The sequence below is a fragment of the Breoghania sp. JC706 genome, from assembly GCF_037026715.1.
GTDB lineage: Bacteria > Pseudomonadota > Alphaproteobacteria > Rhizobiales > Stappiaceae > Breoghania.
Genome location: NZ_JBANCG010000005.1, coordinates 464,584 through 485,305 on the forward strand (window position 1 = coordinate 464,584; position 20,722 = coordinate 485,305).

The 20,722-nt window shown below is 62.5% G+C and carries 18 protein-coding genes; 15 read left to right on the plus strand and 3 right to left on the minus strand.

The annotated features are described in order from the left end of the window. Positions 1 to 162 precede the first annotated feature (162 nt). From V2L18_RS13110 to V2L18_RS13145, 8 genes are all read left to right on the plus strand, one after another. Positions 163 to 1,617: a deoxyribodipyrimidine photo-lyase gene (locus V2L18_RS13110; protein ID WP_336178706.1), complete on the plus strand. Its 1,455-nt coding sequence runs from the start codon at positions 163 to 165 to the stop codon at positions 1,615 to 1,617. A 175-nt stretch (positions 1,618 to 1,792) separates the two neighbouring features. Further along, a complete protein-coding gene (locus V2L18_RS13115; RefSeq protein ID WP_336178707.1) occupies positions 1,793 to 2,830 on the plus strand; it encodes a cysteine synthase A in 1,038 nt (345 codons plus the stop codon). A 98-nt stretch (positions 2,831 to 2,928) separates the two neighbouring features. Further along, a complete protein-coding gene (gene cls, locus V2L18_RS13120; protein ID WP_336178708.1) occupies positions 2,929 to 4,383 on the plus strand; it encodes a cardiolipin synthase in 1,455 nt (484 codons plus the stop codon). A gap of 91 nt (positions 4,384 to 4,474) precedes the next feature. Beyond that, positions 4,475 to 5,188 (plus strand): alanyl-tRNA editing protein, encoded by a 714-nt coding sequence (locus V2L18_RS13125; protein ID WP_336178709.1) that lies wholly within the window; start codon positions 4,475 to 4,477, stop codon positions 5,186 to 5,188. 41 nt (positions 5,189 to 5,229) lie between these two features. Then, positions 5,230 to 6,066, plus strand: coding sequence for a 3-mercaptopyruvate sulfurtransferase (gene sseA, locus V2L18_RS13130; RefSeq protein ID WP_336178710.1), 837 nt, complete (start codon positions 5,230 to 5,232; stop codon positions 6,064 to 6,066). A 457-nt stretch (positions 6,067 to 6,523) separates the two neighbouring features. Beyond that, entirely contained in the window at positions 6,524 to 6,871 is a 348-nt protein-coding gene (locus V2L18_RS13135) for a hypothetical protein (RefSeq protein WP_336178711.1), read from the plus strand. Between the two features lie 205 nt (positions 6,872 to 7,076). After that, positions 7,077 to 7,253 (plus strand): hypothetical protein, encoded by a 177-nt coding sequence (locus tag V2L18_RS13140; protein WP_336178712.1) that lies wholly within the window; start codon positions 7,077 to 7,079, stop codon positions 7,251 to 7,253. A 621-nt stretch (positions 7,254 to 7,874) separates the two neighbouring features. Then, positions 7,875 to 8,645: an OmpA family protein gene (locus V2L18_RS13145; protein ID WP_336178713.1), complete on the plus strand. Its 771-nt coding sequence runs from the start codon at positions 7,875 to 7,877 to the stop codon at positions 8,643 to 8,645. 54 nt (positions 8,646 to 8,699) lie between these two features. On the opposite strand, the gene V2L18_RS13150 is transcribed toward V2L18_RS13145, so the two are convergent. Together V2L18_RS13150 and V2L18_RS13155 are read right to left on the minus strand one after the other, a co-directional pair. Continuing rightward, the gene (locus V2L18_RS13150; RefSeq protein WP_336178714.1) at positions 8,700 to 9,344 is read right to left on the minus strand and encodes a phosphoribosyltransferase family protein; all 645 of its coding nucleotides are present in this window, start codon (positions 9,342 to 9,344) and stop codon (positions 8,700 to 8,702) included. Between the two features lie 72 nt (positions 9,345 to 9,416). Continuing rightward, the gene (locus V2L18_RS13155) at positions 9,417 to 9,944 is read right to left on the minus strand and encodes a gamma carbonic anhydrase family protein (protein WP_336178715.1); all 528 of its coding nucleotides are present in this window, start codon (positions 9,942 to 9,944) and stop codon (positions 9,417 to 9,419) included. A 483-nt stretch (positions 9,945 to 10,427) separates the two neighbouring features. Here V2L18_RS13155 and V2L18_RS13160 point away from each other — a divergent pair, with 483 nt between their 5' ends. The 4 genes from V2L18_RS13160 to V2L18_RS13175 are packed head-to-tail and all read left to right on the plus strand — an operon-like array spanning position 10,428 to position 15,351. Further along, positions 10,428 to 10,961 (plus strand): DUF2478 domain-containing protein, encoded by a 534-nt coding sequence (locus V2L18_RS13160; protein ID WP_336178716.1) that lies wholly within the window; start codon positions 10,428 to 10,430, stop codon positions 10,959 to 10,961. Between the two features lie 4 nt (positions 10,962 to 10,965). Continuing rightward, positions 10,966 to 12,003 (plus strand): GTP 3',8-cyclase MoaA, encoded by a 1,038-nt coding sequence (moaA, locus tag V2L18_RS13165; RefSeq protein WP_336178717.1) that lies wholly within the window; start codon positions 10,966 to 10,968, stop codon positions 12,001 to 12,003. Positions 12,004 to 12,010: 7 nt separating this feature from the next. After that, a complete protein-coding gene (mog, locus tag V2L18_RS13170; protein WP_336178718.1) occupies positions 12,011 to 12,532 on the plus strand; it encodes a molybdopterin adenylyltransferase in 522 nt (173 codons plus the stop codon). Between the two features lie 8 nt (positions 12,533 to 12,540). Further along, positions 12,541 to 15,351 (plus strand): ATP-binding protein, encoded by a 2,811-nt coding sequence (locus V2L18_RS13175; protein ID WP_336178719.1) that lies wholly within the window; start codon positions 12,541 to 12,543, stop codon positions 15,349 to 15,351. 55 nt (positions 15,352 to 15,406) lie between these two features. Here V2L18_RS13175 and V2L18_RS13180 read toward each other — a convergent pair whose 3' ends face one another. Beyond that, complete coding sequence (locus tag V2L18_RS13180) at positions 15,407 to 16,132, minus strand: response regulator transcription factor (protein WP_336178720.1); 726 nt, start codon at positions 16,130 to 16,132, stop codon at positions 15,407 to 15,409. Between the two features lie 160 nt (positions 16,133 to 16,292). On the opposite strand from V2L18_RS13180, the gene V2L18_RS13185 reads away from it, so the two are divergent. From V2L18_RS13185 to torA, 3 genes are all read left to right on the plus strand, one after another. Continuing rightward, on the plus strand, positions 16,293 to 17,432 hold the full coding sequence (locus V2L18_RS13185; RefSeq protein ID WP_336178721.1) for a NapC/NirT family cytochrome c: 1,140 nt from the start codon (positions 16,293 to 16,295) through the stop codon (positions 17,430 to 17,432). 74 nt (positions 17,433 to 17,506) lie between these two features. Next, a complete protein-coding gene (locus V2L18_RS13190; RefSeq protein ID WP_336178722.1) occupies positions 17,507 to 18,148 on the plus strand; it encodes a molecular chaperone TorD family protein in 642 nt (213 codons plus the stop codon). Between the two features lie 49 nt (positions 18,149 to 18,197). After that, positions 18,198 to 20,675, plus strand: coding sequence for a trimethylamine-N-oxide reductase TorA (gene torA / locus V2L18_RS13195; RefSeq protein WP_336178723.1), 2,478 nt, complete (start codon positions 18,198 to 18,200; stop codon positions 20,673 to 20,675). Positions 20,676 to 20,722: the final 47 nt, after the last annotated feature.

The following is a 20,722-nucleotide window of genomic DNA, read 5'->3' on the forward strand; positions in this document are numbered from 1 at the left end:
CACACGAGCGTCCGGCCGACAGTCGCGGCCGGACGTTTTGCGTCGGCGTTGCGCTCCCGTCGCCCGCCCCAAGTTGCCATGGTGCGTACACACACCGTATAGCCTGCCGCAGCGCACCTGTCGGTTTGTCCTCTCGCTTTCGCCCGAACAACAGAGCCCCTCATGTCCCTTCCCCGTCCTCACATTGTCTGGTTCCGTGACGACCTTCGCATTGCCGACAATCCGGCGCTGATCAATGCCGAGCGCTCCGGAGCCCCCATCCTCGCCGTGTACGTGCTGGAGGACGGAACCGGCGACAACCGCCCGCTCGGCGCCGCGGCGCGCTGGTGGCTTCACGGCTCGCTGGAGGCCCTTAAGCGGGCGCTTGATGCGCATGGCGTCAGCCTTGTCTTGCGAAAGGGAAAGCCCGGCGAAGAGCTGTTGAAAATCGCAGCGTCAGTAAACGCTTGTGCCGTTTCCTGGAACCGGCGCGCGGGAACCGGCATGAAAGATCGCGATGACGCGATGCTGATCGATGCGCTCCACCGGGACGGCATCAAGACGGAGCATTTTCTGGCCAATACGCTTTTCGAAGCCAAGGATCTGCGCACCGGCTCCGGAGACGCCTATCGCGTCTTCACCCCGTTCTGGCGCGCCGCCTGCAGACTTGTGCCCGAAGCCCCCCTTCCCGCACCGAAGAAGCTCAGGGGGTGGACGGGAAACGCTGAAGGCGACGATCTGGAAAGTTGGGCGCTTCGCCCGCGATCGCCCGACTGGGCGGCCGGTTTCGCGCAAGCATGGATCCCGGGCGAAGAGGATGCGCACCGCCGGCTGCAAGCCTTCCTCGAATATTCGATCAGCGAATACGCCGAGGCCCGAGACCGGCCGGGCGAAGCCGCGACGTCGAGACTGTCGCCCTCGCTACGGTTCGGCGAGATCTCGCCGCGCCAGATCTGGCATGGCGTCAAGGCCAGCCTGAGTGCGGGCGATACGTCCGAACGCGATGGCGACAAGTTTCTGGCCGAACTGGGATGGCGGGAATTCTGCTGCCACTTGCTGGCGGATCACCCCCTGATTGCGACGCGCAATTTCAATTCCGACTACGACCACTTCCCATGGAGCGGCTCTGGCGAAGTCGTGGCACGCTGGCAGGAGGGTCAGACGGGATATCCGATCGTCGATGCCGGACTGCGGGAACTCTGGGCGACCGGCTGGATGCACAATCGGGTGCGCATGATAACCGCCTCCTTCCTGACCAAGCATCTTCTCGTCGACTGGCGCGTCGGCGAGGAATGGTTCTGGGACACGCTGGTGGATGCGGATCCGGCCAACAACCCCGCAGGCTGGCAATGGGTTGCCGGATGCGGGGCGGACGCAGCCCCTTATTTCCGGATATTCAACCCCGTCCTTCAGGGTGAGAAATTCGATCCCGACGGTGCCTACACACGACATTGGGTTCCGGAACTCGAACACCTCGACAAACGGTGGTTGCACCAGCCCTGGAAGGCGCCGGAAGATGCGCTGCGCAAAGCGGGGATCACCTTGGGGCGGTCCTACCCCTCCCCGATCGTGGATCATCCGAAGGCGCGCAAACGCGCTCTTGAAGCCTACGACGAAATGAAAAATGCCGCGGGCTGAGCCTGTGCCGCGGCTTCGCGATGGATATGCCGGGCGCAAAGCGGTTTCGGAAATCGCGCAACCGGCGCAGACTGTTTTCCTTCAAAGCCCGCGCGGGCAGACACTGGATCGCTTGATAGAACAAGGACCGAGCATTAGCCTGCGCCCCTCTTGAACCGGAAATCTTTGAGGAATCATGGCCATCTGCCCCTCTGTCGTGGATGCGATCGGAAACACGCCACTCATTCGCCTGAACCGGGCCTCCGAGCTGACCGGATGCGAGATCCTCGGCAAGGCCGAGTTCCTCAACCCCGGACAGTCCGTGAAGGACCGCGCGGCGCTCTTCATCATCCGCGATGCGGTGGAACGCGGTGCGCTCGGGCCGGGCGGAGTGATCGTGGAGGGAACCGCGGGCAATACCGGCATCGGCCTTGCTCTGGTCGGCAATGCGCTGGGCTTCCGCTCCGTGATCGTCATTCCCGAGACGCAGAGCCAGGAAAAGAAGGACATGCTGCGCCTCGCCGGGGCAACGCTCGTCGAGGTGCCGGCGGTGCCTTACAAGAACCCGAACAATTATGTGAAGCTCTCCGGACGGCTTGCCGCGCAGATGGCCGAGAGCGAGCCGGCCGGCGCAATCTGGGCGAACCAGTTCGACAATACCGCCAACCGCCGCGCGCATATCGAGACCACGGGCCCGGAGATCTGGGAACAGACGGACGGCAAGGTCGACGGCTTCATCTGCGCGGTGGGTTCCGGCGGAACGCTCGCGGGCGTGGCGATGGCGCTGAAAGAACGCAGCAAGGACGTGAAGATCGGGCTCGCCGACCCCATGGGGGCCGCGCTCTACAGCTATTACACCACCGGGGAATTCAAGTCGGAAGGCAGTTCGATCACCGAGGGTATCGGCCAGGGCCGGATCACGGCGAACCTGGAAGGTCTGCCGCTCGATATGGCGTATCAGATCCCGGACGAGGAAGCCTTGCCGGAGGTCTTCCAGCTTCTGGAACACGAGGGCCTCTGCCTGGGTGGCTCGTCGGGCGTGAACGTTGCCGGCGCCATCAGGATGGCTCGCGAGCTCGGGCCGGGGCACACGATCGTGACCGTGCTGTGCGATTTCGGAAACCGCTACCAGTCGAAGCTGTTCAACCCGGCTTTCCTGCGCTCCAAGGGGCTGCCGGTGCCGACTTGGATGGAACGCAGCTCCGAGATCGCGGTTCCCTATGAACCAACGTGAGATAGTCCGGTTTTCGTTGATCGGCACAGATCACGGGGAATAGTCTTCCGGTCGTGTCCGGAACGGTCTGGAAACACGGTTGGCGGGATGGGCAACGGATGACGGTTTTGATCGAGAAGATCGGCATCGTCATTCCGGTCGTCCTCGTCCTGTTATTTTATGCGCTCGCCGCGGTATGCGCGGTAAGGGAGCTGCTTTACGGCCGCACTTCGCAAGGCTCGATCGCGTGGCTGCTGTCGCTCTTCTTCTTTCCCTATGTGACCGTGTTTCTCTACCTCGCCTTCGGGTGGAAGCGTTTCGATGACTATGTCAGGCTGCGCCGCCGCGTCGGCACGAAACAGGCGAGAAAGGGCGGCGAGCACCCCGGCAGTGAACTGCGTGTCATTCACCGGGCCGACGAACCGTCTGACACCTGGCCGCTTCTGGCAAATATCTCGCACCTGCCCTTTCTCAGCGGCAACGACGTCGAGGTTCTGATCGACGGACAGGCGACATACGATTCGATCTTTGCCGGCATTCGCGCAGCCGAGAAATACGTGCTGCTTCAGTTCTACATTATCCGGGACGACGCGGTCGGCCGGCAACTTGCCGATCTGCTGATCGCCAAGGCCCGCGCCGGCCTCAGTGTGCTGCTGCTTTACGACGATATCGGCTCGGCCGGGTTGCCTCGTCGATACCTTCGCCGCCTGGAAAAGGCAGGGGTCCATGTCAGCGGGTTCAATCGCAGCCGGCCGATGTTCTCCCTCCTCAGGCCGTTTCGCATCAATTTCCGCAATCACCGCAAGATCGTGATTGCCGACGGGCGCAACGCCTGGATCGGCGGTCTCAACATCGGCAACGAGTATCTCGGCGATACGCCGAGCTTCAAGCGATGGCGCGACACCCATGTGCGTGTGTCCGGCCCCGCCGCCCTTTCCGCACAGGTCTCCTACGCGGAGGACTGGCATTGGGCAACCGGCACGCCGCTGCCCGTTCCGTGGCCGGAACCTGTCCCCTTCAAGGATGGCGAGCCCGTTCTCGTCATGCCTTCGGGACCTGCCGATGTCATTGAAACCGCCGCCATCGCGTTCACCGAGGCTATCGGTCACGCACGCAGGCGGCTGTGGATCGTGAGCCCCTATTTCGTTCCCGGCGAAGAGATACAGACGGCGCTCTCGGCCGCGGTTCTGCGCGGTGTCGATGTCCGCCTGCTCATGCCCTATCGCGCCGACAACAGGTTCGTCGGCCTTGCGACGGCGGGCTTCGCCGAATTCATGGCGACACAGGGCGTCCAGACCTATTTCTACAAGAGCGGCTTCCTGCATCAGAAGATCGTGCTCGTCGACGACGCCCTGGCCAGCATCGGCACGGTCAACTTCGACAATCGCTCTTTCCATATCAATTTCGAGGTCACGCTGTGGCTGACCTCGAAGCGCGCCATATCCTTCATCGAAGGAATGCTGGAGAGCGATTTTGCCGACAGTGTCCACCTGAGACCCGCCGATTACGCATCCCGGCCGCTGTGGCAGCATCTCCTGAGCCGGTTCGCGCGCCTGTTCGCTCCGCTCCTTTGATCGCAGGAAGTCGCGGAAGGGCTATTTCCTTTGGCCCCGCCCTTGTCCTATGGTTCGTGGCTCCTGCTCCCCTCCAACCTTGGGCACGTTCATGACCGAGGCTCTCTTCCGTGACGATTCCTATCTCAAGACGTGCGAGGCACGGGTCACCGGTGTCAACGAGCGCGGCGGCATTCTCCTCGACCGCACCGTGTTCTTTGCAACCGGCGGCGGCCAGCCGGGTGATACGGGGACGCTTGAACGGTCCGACGGATCGCGCATCGCCATTGGAGCCACGGTATTCGGAGAGACCAAGGAACAGGTCGTCCATGTTCCCGCGGCCGAGGGCGCACTTCCCGAGGTGGGAGAAACCGTCATCGCGCAGATCGACTGGCCGCGTCGCTACCGGCACATGCGCATGCACACGGCCCTGCACATCATCTGCGCCGCGATGCAAACCAAAATCACCGGTGCGCAGATCGGCGAGGAAGAGAGCCGGATCGATCTGAACATGCAGGATCCGCCCGATCGCGACGCCGTGCTGGCCGCAATCATGGAAGCGGTCAATGCCGACCACCAGGTCACCAGCGAATGGATTACGGATGATCAGCTCGATGCCAATCCCGGCCTGATCAAGTCGATGAGCGTCTCTCCCCCGCGCGGCTCCGGCCTCGTCCGGCTGGTCCGGATCGGAGACAATTTCGACTTGCAGCCATGCGGCGGCACGCATGTCAGATCGACGGCGGAAATCGGCCCGGTCACGATCACGAAGATCGAGAAGAAGGGCCGGCTCAACCGGCGCATCCGGATCCGTCTGGACGACTGAACCCCTCAACCGAAAAACCAAGAAGACCCAAGGGAGGTCACATGGACCGACGCAACCTCGTCTCCACCGAATGGCTGCAGGAGCATCTCGATGCGCCGGACGTGGTGGTTCTGGACGGCTCGTTGTACATGGCAGTCGACGGACGGGATCCGAACAGTGAATACCTGGAAGCCCATATTCCCGGCGCCCTGTTTTTCGATATCAACGCGATTGCCGATACAGCCAGCGACCTGCCGCACATGCTGCCGTCTCCGGCGGCGTTTTCATCGATGATGCGCAAGATGGGCATTGGCGACGGGCAGACGGTGGTGGCCTATGACGGCGCCGGCCTGTATTCGGCTGCACGGGTGTGGTGGATGTTCAAGGCGATGGGGGCCGAACATGTCCACGTGCTCGACGGGGGCCTGCCGAAATGGCGGGCGGAAGGCCGCCCGCTTGAAAGCGGCCCGGTCACCAGGCGGGAGAGGCACTTCACGGCTCGGCTCAATCACGAGGCCTTGTGCGACCTCGACGACATGCGCCGGGCCTCGGCATCGGGCGCGCAGATTGCTGACGCCCGTTCGTCCGCACGGTTCAACGCCGAGGAACCCGAGCCGCGCCCCGGCTTGCGCGGGGGCCATATCCCCGGCAGCGTCTGCATCCATTACGCAAGTCTTCTCGACAGCGACAGCCTGATGAAGCCGACGGAAACACTGGCGGCAATCTTCAAGGACGCGGGGATCGATCCCTCGCGACCTGTCATCACCACCTGCGGCAGCGGCGTGACCGCAGCGATCCTGGCGCTCGCGCTCGATGAGATCGGCGCACGTCAGGTCGCGGTCTATGACGGTTCCTGGACCGAATGGGGCGGCCGTTCCGACACACCTGTGGAGCCGTGACGCTGCCGGCATGAGAACGGAAGGCAGGAGGCGGCCGCAGGATGGACAGCGCTCCGGCTGCGTTCGCCTTTCTCCCGCGACGCTCGCGCCACGCAAACTGCAAAATCCCTCTATCGAACCTTCCCCAGCTTGCCGAATTGATCTCGGCGGGGCCGTCGTGCGTTTGAGAAGAAGGGCGCAGGAAATCCGTTGGCCGGAACAAGCGCCTACCGCCGTCAATCGCATTGAGTCGGCCTGCCCCCTTCCCTAGCGAAATACGCACTTCTTTCAAGTGTCCGACAGGTCACGCCCCTTCAGCGGATTGAAGTCGGAGGCACTCGCCACTCCGAGCCGCCGGAAAAAATTAGCCCAAGGCGAAACCATCTTTTTAAGCGCGCGTTTATTACGTGAAAGCGCAATCGACGGATCGAATGACCGTCGATCGCAGAAATGCCGATAGCTAAGGAAAGGCATAAAAATGTTTATCAAGAACAAGACGCTGATTGCCACTGTTGCGGCGCTCGCGATTGCCGGTCCGACCGCGGCTCTGGCCGCCAGCAACGAACGTCCGATCGAAGGGGTCATCAGTTCGCCCCAACCCGTCCAGTTCCATTCGAATTACGGGATGACGCCGAAGGCCGGCGCGCACGCGATGCGTTCCGTGCGACCCGTGGAGCATGTGATTGCCAATCCGGCCCCGAAGTCGAGCGCTGCGTTTTCTCGCTCGGGCCGCATGGTCGACCACTCGCTGAGCAACTCCACCAAGCCCTATGAGGGTACTATCGCTCATCCGCAGCCGATCGGCACGCGCAGCAACTCCTACTGACATTGCGGCGACTGAATTCGTCGCAGTGCAATCGATGAACGCCAACGCCCCTGGAGCACGACGCCCCGGGGGCGTTTTTTCTTTCCGCACACAGTGCGTCAGGCGGAACGATTTGAACCGCCGCCCGGTTTTAGACGTATTAGCGGTCCCATGCTGCGCAGGACGGACCACGACAAGCACTCCAACCAGAGGTTTCCCCGCTGCCATGCCAATCCAGTCGAAGACGGCAACGCTGCTGAGTGCCACATTCGCAATCAGCCTGTTCGGGATATCGGATGCGATCCTTGCGCGGGCCGGCGCAACCGAGCCGCGGATGGCACAGGCCGACCTGGGCCAGATCATGAAGTGCAAGAACAACCCGGATTCTCCGGACTGCAAGTAAAGACGGGAGAAAACGCCCCCGAAAAAGAAGTCGGACGGCGAGGGTCCTGCCCTCAGGCCGCAGAGCAAGGAGCCGAACCAGCGGCAGAACACCCTTCCCGAAATTTTCCAAAAGGACAGGAAGCCGGAGAGGCATGATCGCGACACGGATCGCAACGGACGGCCGAAGCCGCCCGCGGAGCCGCAGAGCCGGCCCGACGGCACTCCGCCCGACCAGCCACAAGACGCCGGCCGCAGGCCGCCTGAGCAGCGTCCGGAACAGCGCGAGAACAGGCAGCGCGAACCGCGCCCGCAACCCTCCGTCATGCCGCCCCGCGACGCTCGGCCGAAGCCACCGCGCCAGGGGGACCCGAACCGCGTCGATGGTCGCAAAGACCGCAGCGAACGGCGCCCCGAAGACAAGGACCATCGCCGCCCCGCTCCCGACGGCAAATTTGAACGTGGCGAGCGCCCCGGAAATGGAACGAACGGCCGGGACCGGGCGTCGGACCGCAACAGAGATGACAGGAACAGGGACGACGGCCACAGCGACCGCAAGCGTCCGGACAAGGATCGCGCGCTCGATTTCTCCGTACCGATCCCCGGGGTCAACGGGCGTATCATCATTCGCGACAACGGCAACGTGACGGTTCGCTCCGACGACGATGCCCGCTTCGGCGGCCGCCACCGGGATCGCGATGTGCGGCGCCTCTCGGGCGGGCGAACGGAAACCATCGTCAAGCGCCGAAACGGCAGTGCCGTGATCACGGTCCGCGACCGGGATGGAGACATCCTGCGCAGGGTGCGACGCACCCCGGACGGCCGCGAGATCATCCTCATCGACAATGACCGGCCGAGACGCGACGAGCGCCCCTTGCGGTTCAGACCGCTGCATATCGATATCCCGCGCGATCGATACATCGTGGAGGGAGGCGTCGGTCGCAGGCCGCTTGTCGAGGAAGCCCTTGGCGCGCCTCCCGTCGAACCGGTGGAGCGCCCCTACTCCTTGCAGGAAATCCGGCACAGCGAGCGCCTGCGCGCGAAAATGCGAAGGGTCGACCTGAGCGTGACTTTCGCATTCGATTCGGCCGCAATCCCTCGCGACCAGTACGACCAGATTCAGGTCATAGGAACAGCGATCGAAGACGACCTGGCGCGCAATCCGTCGGATGTCTTTCTCATCGAGGGCCACACCGATGCGCCGGGATCGTATGACTACAATCTCAAGCTTTCGGATGCGCGCGCGGAATCGGTCGCCATCGCGCTGTCGGACTATTTCGGCATACCGCCTGAAAATCTCGTCACCCAGGGGTATGGCGAGGAATATCTGAAGATCGACACGCTGCAGCGCGAGGAACGCAATCGAAGGGTTACGATCCGCCGGATCACGCCGCTTCTAGAGGGCCGACGCTGAGCGCCCTCCTCAGACAAGCAGGAAAGGCCGTGGCACGAGCCGCGGCCTTTTTCTTCAAAGCCTTTCGCCCCGCTCGAGAAGGCGGGCGACCTCGTCGTCTTCCAATTGACCGAAATCCTCAAAATACGCGCCGATGGCACGGAAATTCCGCGGCATTTCCAGACTGACGACCGCGTCGGCCTCTCTTCTCAGATCCGCTACAGCCTCTGGCGCTGCAACAGGTACCGCAATCACGATCTCGGCCGGCTTTTGCTGTTTCAGGCCCCGCACAGCGGCTTTCATTGTGGAACCGGTCGCGATTCCGTCATCGACGACGATGGCGATCCGGCCCCCAGGGGAAATGCGCTCTCGCCCGGCAACATACCGCCGCCGGCGGCGCTCCAGTTCCTCGGATTCGTGCCTGCGGACGCGTTCGAAGTCGCCGGGCGGTATATTCGCCGCCGCAATAACCTCCTCGTTGCGCACGACGATCGGAGGATCGCCGTCCACAATCGCACCCATGGCGATCTCGGGCTGCCGGGGCACGCCGATTTTGCGCACCAGCAGAAGGTCCAGCGGCGCGTTGAGCGCTCGCGCGACCTCCGCCGCCACAGGAACGCCGCCGCGCGGCAACGCAAGTACGACCACATCCTTGCCAGCATAGCCCTGAAGAGCCTCTCCAAGACGTCTTCCGGCGTCTATGCGGTCACGGAAAACCATGGCGCTTCTCCCAGTTGCCGGGAATGCGAAAGACGGTTCTGCCGTCTCCGCAGACCGCCGGGAGCCTGCCCCTCAATCGATCTTGGCAAGCCCGGCTGCATAGCGCTTCCAGTTGGCGACGTAGCGATCCGCTGACATTTTCAAGCCTTCGATCGCCTCCGCATCGAGTGCCCGCGCGACCTTTGCCGGCATTCCCATGACGAGGCTGCCATCGGGGATCTCCTTGCCCTCCGTCACCACGGCGCCGGCTCCGATCAGACAGTTCCTGCCGATCTTTGCGCCGTTCAGAACGATCGCCCCCATCCCGATCAGGGAATTGTCTCCGATCGTGCAGCCGTGGATGATCGCCCGGTGCCCGATGGTGCACCCTTCTCCGATGGTGACCGGGAAGCGCGGATCGGTGTGGATCATCGTCATTTCCTGAATGTTCGTGCGCGCGCCAATGCGGATCGGCTCATTATCGCCGCGCAGCACGCTGCCGAACCAGATACCGACATCCCGGCCCAGGACGACCTGGCCGATAACGTGCGCATCCGGGGCGATCCAGAAGGCCTCTTCGTCGACCTGCGGTGCGTGATCATCCAGACGGTAACGCGGCATGAGACAACTCCGGTCAGAGGAAAGTCGCAAAGCCCCGCAGCAGGATCGGACTTCGCGATGCGGGGAGATCATGGCGAATTCACCATGTCGCTTCAAGTTTCCGGCCGTGACCAGCGTGCGCGAGGCAAAAGGTTGCACTGACGGCGATTTGTCACGCCGCCCGGTACAATCGCGAGTTGCTGCCGCTTGGGGCGCTCTCGGCCTGCCTGCCGAGGGTGCTCCATCACCATGGACGACCTGTGATTGAGGCAAATCAAGGCCCTGCACCCGCGATCTGCGCCACAACAGCATCGATGGCAGAACCACCTTTGCCTCGCCCGAACCGAATGTTGCGACTATCGCGAACCTTCACGATGACGAGCAGCCGGCGGGCCCAGATACGAGATCTCGAGAACAAGGCCGCAGCAGGCCCTCCCGCCACCGGCTATCGCCCCGCCACGGAAGCTAAGCCTGCAGACCAAAGCCAATAGCCGGGACAAGACCGTGACGAGCGATCATCGCCTCGCGGCAATCGCCGCCGAAGACAAGAGTTCGGTTGAACCGCTCTTCGATACCGTAATCGCAAAGCTGCAAGGCGAAGGACGCTCCATCGCCGGTTTCGTTCAACGCGGCGCTTGCGATGACAGCGGCTGTCGGAACGTGACATCCATGGAGGATGTGGAAACCGGCGAGCGCATTACGATCATGCAGGTGCTCGGATCAACCTCCCAAAGCTGCCAACTCGATCCGGACAGGCTCGCGCGGGTGACGGTTCTCGCTCTTGCCCGTCTCCAGACCCGGCCCGAATTGGCGATCGTCAACCGCTTCGGACGCGCCGAGGCGGAGGGCGGCGGAATGCGTGCCGTCTTCGAGAAGGCGCTCGATCTCGAAATTCCCGTCCTCACCACGATCAGCCAGGACTACCGCTCCCAATGGAGCGACTACGTCGGAGATCTGTCGTACGCCCTCCTGCCGGCCAGGCCCGATGCGGTTCTGGCCTGGTGCCGCGATGCCCTTGAACACGCCCAGGCACGTTAACAGCATGTCCCAAGATCAAGTTTCCGTTCCACCAGCCGCCCCCAAGGGTCCTCTTCTGACCGACAGCTTCGGCCGGACGATGACCTACCTGCGCCTTTCGGTCACCGACCGCTGTGATCTGCGCTGCGTCTACTGCATGGCGGAGCACATGCGCTTCGTGTCCCACCGCGACCTGTTGACACTTGAAGAACTGTACCGGCTGTCGGCCGTCTTCATGCGGCACGGCGTGCGCAAGATCCGCATCACGGGCGGAGAACCCCTTGCGCGCAAGAACGTGATGTGTCTTTTCGAGATGCTTTCCAACCACATCGGCACCGGAGAACTCGGCGAGCTCGTCCTGACCACGAACGGCACGCAACTGCCGCGCTTTGCCGGCAAGCTTCGCGAATTCGGCGTTCGCCGGATCAACGTATCACTCGACAGCCTCGATCCTGACCGATACCGGACCTTGACTCGCGGCGGCGATGTCCGGAAGGCTCTCTCCGGCCTGGAGGCCGCCCAGGAGGCGGGTCTGAAGATCAAGCTCAACTCGGTCGCCATGCGCGGCGAATTCGAGCAGGAGGTCGACCATCTGATCGAATTCGCCCACAGCCGCGGCATGGACCTGACCCTCATAGAGGAAATGCCGCTGGGCGACGTCCATCACGACCGGGCCAAGAGTTTTCTCTCCCTCCAGAAGGTCAGGAGCGACCTGGAACGGCGCTGGACACTCTCGCCGCTCGAAGACAAGACGGGCGGCCCCGCGCGTTACGTCCGTGTGGAAGAGACAGGCGGCAGGCTTGGCTTTATCACCCCGCTTTCGTGTGATTTCTGTGCCGGCTGCAACCGGCTTCGGGTAAGCTGCACGGGCGAGTTGTTTACTTGCCTGGGCAAGGACAGTTCCGTAAGCCTGCGTGAAGCCCTGCGCGGCTCTTCCGGGGATGAACTCGTCGAGGCAGAGATCTTCGACGCCATCGCCCGGAAGCCCGAATGTCACAATCTTTCCGTCGCGACCGAGACCGTGAGCGGCATCGGTCGCCACATGTCCGTCCTTGGAGGCTGAGCACCCAATGAAGATCGTCGTCGTAACCATTTCCGACAGAGCGAGCCGAGGCGAATACGAAGACGTCTCCGGTCCGGCTATCGTCGACTGGCTGGAGAAGGCGATCACGTCCCCTTGCGAGATCGAGCGAGTCGTCATTCCCGACGGTGAGGAGGTCGTGCGCGACGAGCTCATCCGGCTCGCCGATGTGGTTCATGCCGACATGGTCCTGACGACGGGAGGAACCGGCCCCTCGCCTCGCGACCAGACGCCGGAGGCGATGAAGGCGGTTCTGGAGAAGGAGCTTCCCGGTTTCGGAGAACTTCTGCGCAAGGTCGGCCTGGCGCAAACCCCCACATCCATTCTGTCACGCCAGACGGCGGGCACCCGCGGAAAAACGTTCTATCTCAACCTGCCCGGAAAGCCCGCCGCGATCGCGATGTCGCTTGATGCGGTCTTCCCTGCCATTCCCTACTGTCTCGACCTCATAGGCGCCGGACGCATCGAGACCGATCCCGCCGTGGTCGTCAGCTTCCGGCCCAAGGGCTGACGGAGCAAATGGCGAAAGCCAGGGATGGCAAGCAGCGCCGGCGGGAGCGCCTTTTAGATCGGATTTCAATCGCCAAGGGGATCAAGTTCCTCTTCGGCGTCGCGATCCTGATCATGATTGGCGCAACCCTTGCCGGTGTCGCCGTCTCATGGCGCCAACTCATCGATGCCAGGCGCATCGTCGATCTGGTTGCCCTGGACCGGACACTCTTCGTTGCCGCCAACGAGACGCGCGGCGAAATCGGAAAAGTCGGCGTCGCTCTGCTCTCCACCCAACAGGCCGAGAAGCCCGTCGATGATGCGCTCCATCGCGTCAACAAGATCCATCAGCTTGTCTATCAGGGCGTGGAGAAAGGCAACTTCACGAACCGGCTCGAAGACCTTGCTACACTGACACGCACCCGAAACAGTCAGTTGGCCAACGTGCCCGCCGTTCGGCAACAGGCGGCGTTGCCAATTGACCGACGTGATATCGCACGGATCGAGGACTGGCGGCAGTCGATTTACGGCATGGCGAATGCCTACGTGAACACCTCCGTCCATGTGGGCACGGTCATCAATGCCCTCAATCCGGCGCTGGCCGAGCTTGTCTCTATCCGCGAGATGTCCTTTGCCGTCCGCGACAGGTATTCCCGCCAATGCTCCGACTTCAGACGTTCCGTCCAACGCGACATCGCGCTGACGCAAGCCGAGCGGGATGGCTGGCAGCAGGATATCGGGGCCTACAGGGAACTGTGGGCGCGCATGCTGGTCACGGCATCCCATCTTCCCCAGTATCCCGAACTCATCGAGGCCGTGCGCAACGGGCAGGCAAGGACGGCCGAGACCCAGCGCAGGATGAGTGCCGTACTGGCCGGCCTTTCCGGGAACGGACACCGCGGTCCGGAACCGGGAAACTGGGCCGACAACTGCTTCGACGTATACAGCTCGATCATCGGCATCGGCCATGTCGCGCTCGATCTGGCGCGCAAGAATGCGGAAGCGGGACAGACGAGAGCTCTCATGGAAGGCGGCCTGTGGACGCTCTCGCTGGTCCTTGTGCTCCTGTTCAGCTATGTCGCGTCCGCTTTCCTGCGCGACCGTTTCTCATTCCCGATGGCCGCGATCACCTCCTCGATCAAGAGACTGGAAACGGGCGACTACCAGACGCCGGTCTCAGTTTCCCGCTACCGGGATGAGCCCGGTGCCATCGGCGCCACGCTTGAGGGCCTGCGCCGAAAAGTGCTCAAGGCAGAGCACCTGCGCCGGCATCTGGATCAGTTGCGAGACGAACTCGTTGATCACGCCAGGGAGGCCAATCGGGCAAAATCGCTGTTTCTGGCAACCATCAGCCACGAGATCCGAACGCCGCTCAACGGCGTTCTGGGCACGGTTCAACTGCTCAAGGAAAGTCCGCTCAACCCGGAACAAAGGCGCTGGATTGAGGCGCTGGAGAAGTCCGGGCAGCTGTTGAGGGACCTTGTCACCGATGTCCTGGACTATTCCCGCATCGAAGCGGGCAAGTTCTCCCTGGAACACCGGGCTTTCAGCCTGCGCGAACAGATCGGTGTCGTCGAGGCGACCGTCGCCTCATATGCCCACCAGAAGGGGCTCGCCTACACATCGCGAGTTGACCCGAACGTTCCCGATCTCTTGATGGGGGACGCCGCCAAGATCGGTCAAATCCTCCTCAATCTGCTCGGAAACGCGGTCAAGTTCACCGAAACGGGGTCCGTCGCCCTGCAGGTGGATCTCGCTCCCTCAGGCCGTACGCCCGACCATCCCAGCATCCGGTTCGTCGTTACCGATACCGGTATCGGCATTGCGCCGGCAAAACGCGACATTCTCTTCGATCCCTTCACCCAGGCCGACGGCACGGTGTCGCGTCGCTTCGGCGGCTCCGGCCTCGGGCTCGCAATATGCAAGAGCCTGCTGCAGATGATGGGCGGACACATAGACTTCGAATGCCCTCCTGCCGGCGGCACGGTCTTCACCGTTCACATACCGATGGAAGTCGCGCTTGCTCGCGACGCCGACGTCGAAGAAGCGCCAGTCGCCAGAACCCTGCCCAGCCTGATGATCCTTGTTGCCGAGGACAATCCGGTCAATGCAATGATCGCGGAGGAATTCTTGCGGCGCGGGGGCCATCAGGTCACCGTCGCAGGAGACGGGATTGCGGCGATCGAAGCGGCGGCCGACACCGACTTCGACATTATCCTGATGGACCTCTCGATGCCCCGGATCGATGGTATCGAAACGACCCGGAGGATCCGCGCACTGGAGCACGAAACACGCCGGATGGTCCCGGTCATCGCGCTGAGCGCCGATCTCACCGCAGAGCAAAAGCTCGCCGGCGAACCCGATCTCTTCGATGGTTTTCTCGGCAAGCCCTTCAGGCGGGAAGAACTGGAAATGGCGATGGCGCGCGCGATTGGGCTGCTACCACGCCTGAAATCGGCACAACCTATTGAAGATAATGGCAGCATTCTCATCCAGCATGCGAGGGATCTCGGGGTCGACTGGGCCTACAAGATCGTCCAGCTGTACATCACCGAAACGCCGCATGTGGCGGAAGGCTTGAACCTGGCGTTGCGCATGGGCGACCTGCAGGCGATCGCCGACATCGCACACCGCATCCGGGGCGGTGCAAGCCACGTGGGAGCGCAAAAGATTGCCGAATACGCACAGGCCGCCGAACGGGCGTCCGAAGCGGGCGATCAGGCGCTGGCCCGTCGCGCCGTCGCCACCCTGCTTCTCGTCCTTGATGACGAATTGAGAGCGTTTTCCGAACAGGCCAATCGCGAGCTGAAAAGCGTGGCGAACACGAACGCGACGGGTTGAACGAGAACGGGAACGGTTCGCCATCCCCCCGCTCGTTGCGCTCCGAAAGAATGCCTCACGTAACGGGTTCCGTGAACACGTAACCGATACCGTATTCGGTCGCGATGAGACTGGGCCGGCCCGGTTCCGGCTCGATCTTTCGCCTGAGCCGGCTGATCAGGACATCGATCGTGCGGTCGTTGGGGTTCCATTCACGATCGGTCACGGATGCGATGAGTTCGTCCCGGCTCATGATCTTGCCCGGATACCGCGTCAAAGCTGCCAGCAGATCGAACTCCCCATGGGTCAGGCGGCTTGACTCGCCGGCCGGAGACGTCAGCCGATGGGATTCAAGGTCGAGTGTCCATCCGGCAAAACGGCGGACGCCGACCCGATCCGCCTTGGCGTCAGTGCGCGTGCGCCGCAGCACGCTGTTTACCCGCGCAAGCAACTCCCGGGTGGAGAATGGTTTCGTTACGTAATCATCCGCGCCCAATTCGAGTCCGACAACCCTGTCGATTTCGTCCGAACGGGACGTAACCAGGATGACCGCCGCGTCCGTACGATCCCGGATCTCGCGCATGAGTGTCAATCCGTCGCAGTCGGGCAATTTGATGTCGAGAAGGAAGAGATCGATCCGCTCGCGGTCCACGAGACGGCGGAACGCATCGGCGCTATCCGCCGTAAACACAAGGAATCCTGCGGTCTCGAAGTAGGCCTTGAGTGTCTCCTGGATAGTTGGCTCATCGTCGACGACGGCAATCCGGACCCCGAGGGAATTGCTTGCGGGTACTGCTCGCATGGGCCTGTCTCATTTCGTTTACAACTTCACGACCTTCGTTAAAGATCGTCGCAACCTCCCTTTACAACATCCGGACACGGTCCCCCTACACCTAATTGTGATCACCGTACGGACTGTCGGGGACCAGATGAAAAAACTCCTAAGAGCGGTTGGCCGCTTCATGAAACGTCCCGTCGCCATCGCCGGCGCCGGTGTCTTCGCCGTGGTTGGCATTGCCGTCGGTGTTGTCGGCTACATCGGCTTCCACACCGCCCTTGAACTGACAAATTCCACGGAATTCTGCATCAGCTGCCACACGATGGCGGATAACAATTTCGAGGAATACAAGACCACCATTCACTACACGAATCCCGTAGGCGTGCGGGCGAGCTGCCCGGATTGCCATGTCCCGAAGTCCGGCTGGCCCCTCTACAAGGCGAAGATCCTGGCGGCACGCGACGTCTGGGGTGAGCTCACCGGCACGATCGATACGCGGGAAAAGTTCGAGCAGGAAAGACTGCGCCTGGCAAAGATCGTGTGGGCCGAAATGAAGGCCAACGATTCGGCCCAATGCCGCAGCTGTCATTCCTTTGAGGCGATGGACTTCGAACATCAGACCCCGAAGGCGTCGAAGATGATGCAGAAGGCGATGAAGGACGGCGATACCTGCATCGACTGCCACAAGGGCATCGCCCACCACCTGCCCGACATGTCAAGCGGTTACAAATCGCTGTTTAAGACCATCGTCGCGGACGCGCCGGACCACCGCAGCGCCGACACCCTCTACGCCTTCTCCACGACCAAGCTCTACGGCGACAAGCCGACAGGAGACGGCGACCGCGCGGCTGGCAACATCCTCCCGCTGACCGAAGTTCACGTCGCCGAACGCGACGGCGACTGGATCAAGGTCCGGATCGACGGCTGGATGCAGGAAGGCATGGAACGCGTTCTGGTCAAGGAGATGGGCCGCAGGCTGTTCCTTGCGACGGTCACGCAGGATATGGCCGACAAGGCCAAAGTCATCGAGACGAAGACCGATCCCGATACCGACCTGAACTGGAAGGAAGGCGAGATCACCGTCTGGACAAAGGCCGATGCCTTCACCTCCGACAAGAGCGGCCTGATGAACTACGGCGAAGAGATGTACAGCGCCGCATGCGGGGCATGCCACAGCGCGGCGGCACCCGACCATTTCCTGGCCAATCAGTGGATGGGCATCGTCAAGGACATGAAGGGCAACACGGCGCTGGGAGCCGAGGAAGTCCGCTTCCTTCAGAACTACCTGCAGCTCCACGCCAAGGACATGCCCAAGCAGAGCTGACCTTCTTGCGGATCTCGCCCACTCAGCGCCGGCGAGATCCCCTCCCTTCCCGCCTTTCAAGACCGAGGATCCTCATGAACCACGCCGATACCATTCCCGGTCCGCTTTACGCCGAGGCTCTCGCCACTTTGAGCGGAATATTCGGAGCCCCGCTGGACAAGGGCGATGTCGAGAGCATCCATCTGGCACTGGATCAGGGCCCGCTGGCCGCACTCGCCGCAATTCCCCAGCTCAAGTGCGCGGCGGAGAGCCTGCGTGAACGAGCCCGCAGCTTCGGAGACACGGCGAAAGCCGAGGTCGAACTCAACAAGGCCTTCTGCCTGCTTTTCCTGGGAGCCGGAGGCCCGAAGTCCGCCCCTCCTTATGAATCTGCCTATGTCGGCAATGGGCGGCTCTTCCAGGAGCCGGCAGGCATCATGGCCCAATTGCTGCGTCAGCAGGGCCTGGCACCTTCCGCCGACTTCCCCGAAGCGCCGGATCATCTGGTGCTCGAACTCTCGCTGCTTCAGGAAACGCTGCGACTTGCCGGGCTGACCGAAGAGCAGGCCGATATCGACGTGATCCACAACCTGCACGCGCGCTTGAACGGTTGGGTTCCCGACTTCGCCGCCGCCTGCGCCTCGTTCGACCGGACAGGCTTTTACGCTGACGCGGCACGCCTCCTCGAGAGCCTCCTGAACCTTCCACTGCCATGCCCCGAGCCGGCGGCGGCCTGAACTCCGTCTTGCCGACAAAAGAGCCAACCCAATACTGGGGGAATAAGCAATGAGCGTCTCAGACGTCACAACCACTTCCCTGTCGCGCAGAACCTTTCTGACAGCGACTTCCTCTCTCCTCGCGCTCGGCGCCGCCGGCTCGCTGTTGCCGGGTTCCGTCGGCTCCGCCTTTGCCGCGGACGGCACCAAGGAAGTGCTCGGCGGCTCCCATTGGGGGGCTTTCTGGGCGACCGTGGAGGACGGCCGGTTCACCAAGATCCGCCCCTGGGAAGGCGACTACCACCCCTCAGAACAGCTCCCGGGCGTTCAGGACATCGTCTACAACGCAGCCCGCATCCGGTATCCGATGGTGCGTCGCGCCTATCTGGAAAAAGGCCCTCAGGCGGAACGCGACAGCCGTGGTGACGGTGATTTCGTGCGCGTAACCTGGGATCAGGCGCTCGATCTCGTCGCCGGCGAAATAATGCGTCTTGAGGATGAGGAAGGCCCCTGGGCGCTCTATGCCGGCAGCTATGGCTGGCGCAGCTCCGGCAAGATCGGCAATCCGCAGGTCATGCTAAAACGCATGATGAACATGGCTGGCGGAGCGGTGACGAGTTCGTCCAACTACTCCAAGGCCGCACTTGAAGGCATCATGCCCTATGTGCTCGGCTCCATCGACGCTGCCGGACCGCAGACCAGCTATCAGTCGGTGGTGGAAAACACCGAACTGATCGTCTTCTGGGCCTCCGATCCCTACAAGACCAACCAGATCGCCTTCGCCCTGCCCGACCATGAGGAATACAAGTGGTTCGAGGACATGAAGAAGGCCGGCATCAAGTCCGTCTTCATCAACCCCGTCCAGATCGAATCGTGCAAGTCGCTCGGCGGCGAATGGGTGCCCGTGCGCCCACACAGCGACGTTGCCCTCGCACTCGGCCTCTGCCACGTGTTGCTCACCGAAGACCTCTATGACAAGGACTTCATCAACGACTACACCTACGGCTTCGACGAATTCGCCGCCTATCTGAAGGGCGACGGCTGGGACAAGGTTGAAAAGACGCCGGAATGGGCGGCCGAGCTGACCGAGGTTTCGGCAGATGACATCCGCGCTCTGGCGCGCAGGCTCGTCAACGGCCGCACCATGTTGGTGTCCGGCTGGTCGACCCAGCGCATGCAATATGGCGAGCAGTGGCCCTGGGTGTTCGTGACGCTGGCCGCGATGGTCGGTCAGGTCGGGCTGCCCGGCGGCGGTTTCTGCCAGAACTACCATCTCTACAGCCAGGGTTCCCCCTCCTCCGACGCGCCGAGCCTGGCACCGGGGCTTTCCACCGGCACCCGGCAGGAGAAGAAGGAATGGCCGGCCGAGAAGGGCGCAAAGATCATCCCCGTTGCGCGCATCGTCGACATGCTGGAAGGGCCTGGAAAACCCTATGAGCACAACGGCGAAACGCACGTCTATCCGGATGTGAAGATGACCTACTGGGTCGGTGGCAATCCGTTCCACCACCACCAGGACCGCAACCGCATGCGCAAGGCCTGGAAGAAGTTCGAGACGGTTGTCGTGCAGGACTTCCAGTGGACCTCGTCGGCACGCTTCGCCGACATCGTCCTGCCCGCAACGACTACTGCCGAGCGCGACGAGATCGAGCAGGTGGGGACGGTTTCCAAGCGCGCCTACGTGGCGATGAAGAAGATCGTCGACCCGGTGTTCGAATCCCGGACCGACTACGCGATTTTCTCCGATCTCGCCGATCGGCTGGGCTTCGGCCAGGCCTTCACCGCTGGAAAGAGCGAGCTCGACATGGTCCGCGAGACCTATGAGCAGGCCAAATCGACAGCAGATTCCCAGGGCAAGGTCTCCATGCCCGATTTCAACACCTTCTGGGAGAAGGGCATCGTCGAATTCGAGATCCCGGAAAAGAACCTGCGTCGCGTCAAGTATGCGGAGTTCCGAGAGGATCCGCTGATGAACATGCTGCCGACGCCGACGGGCAAGATCGAGATCTTCTCAAAGACCATCGAGAAGTTCGGTTACGACGATTGCCCGCCGCATGCCTCCTGGCTGGAGCCGGTGGAATGGCTTGGCATGAAGGACAAGACCTATCCGCTTCACCTGAATTCCAACCATCCCGACTACCGCATGCATTCACAGCTCAATGCGACCGTGGTGCGTGAACTCTACGCGGTGGCCGATCGCGAACCCTGCGTGATCAACACGCAGGACGCAGCCGAGCGCGGCATATCGGACGGCGACGTGGTGCGGGTCTTCAATGGCCGCGGGCAGATCCTGGCAGGTGCGGTTGTCTCCGATGATATCCGGCCCGGCGTGCTTCAGGTGCAGGAAGGCGGTTGGTACGACCCGCTCGACAACTCCGATCCCAACACCTTGTGCAAGTACGGCGACCCGAATGTGCTGACGATCGACATCGGCTCGTCGCGTCTCGCGCAGGCGACATCGGCGCACACCTGTATGGTGGACGTTGAGAAGTTCGAAGGCGACGTGCCCGAAGTCGACGTGTTCACCGCGCCCGCCGGCGCTGAATAGAGCCGAGCGCCTTCCCCCGCGAGCCGGCCCCGCGGTCGAAATCAGGC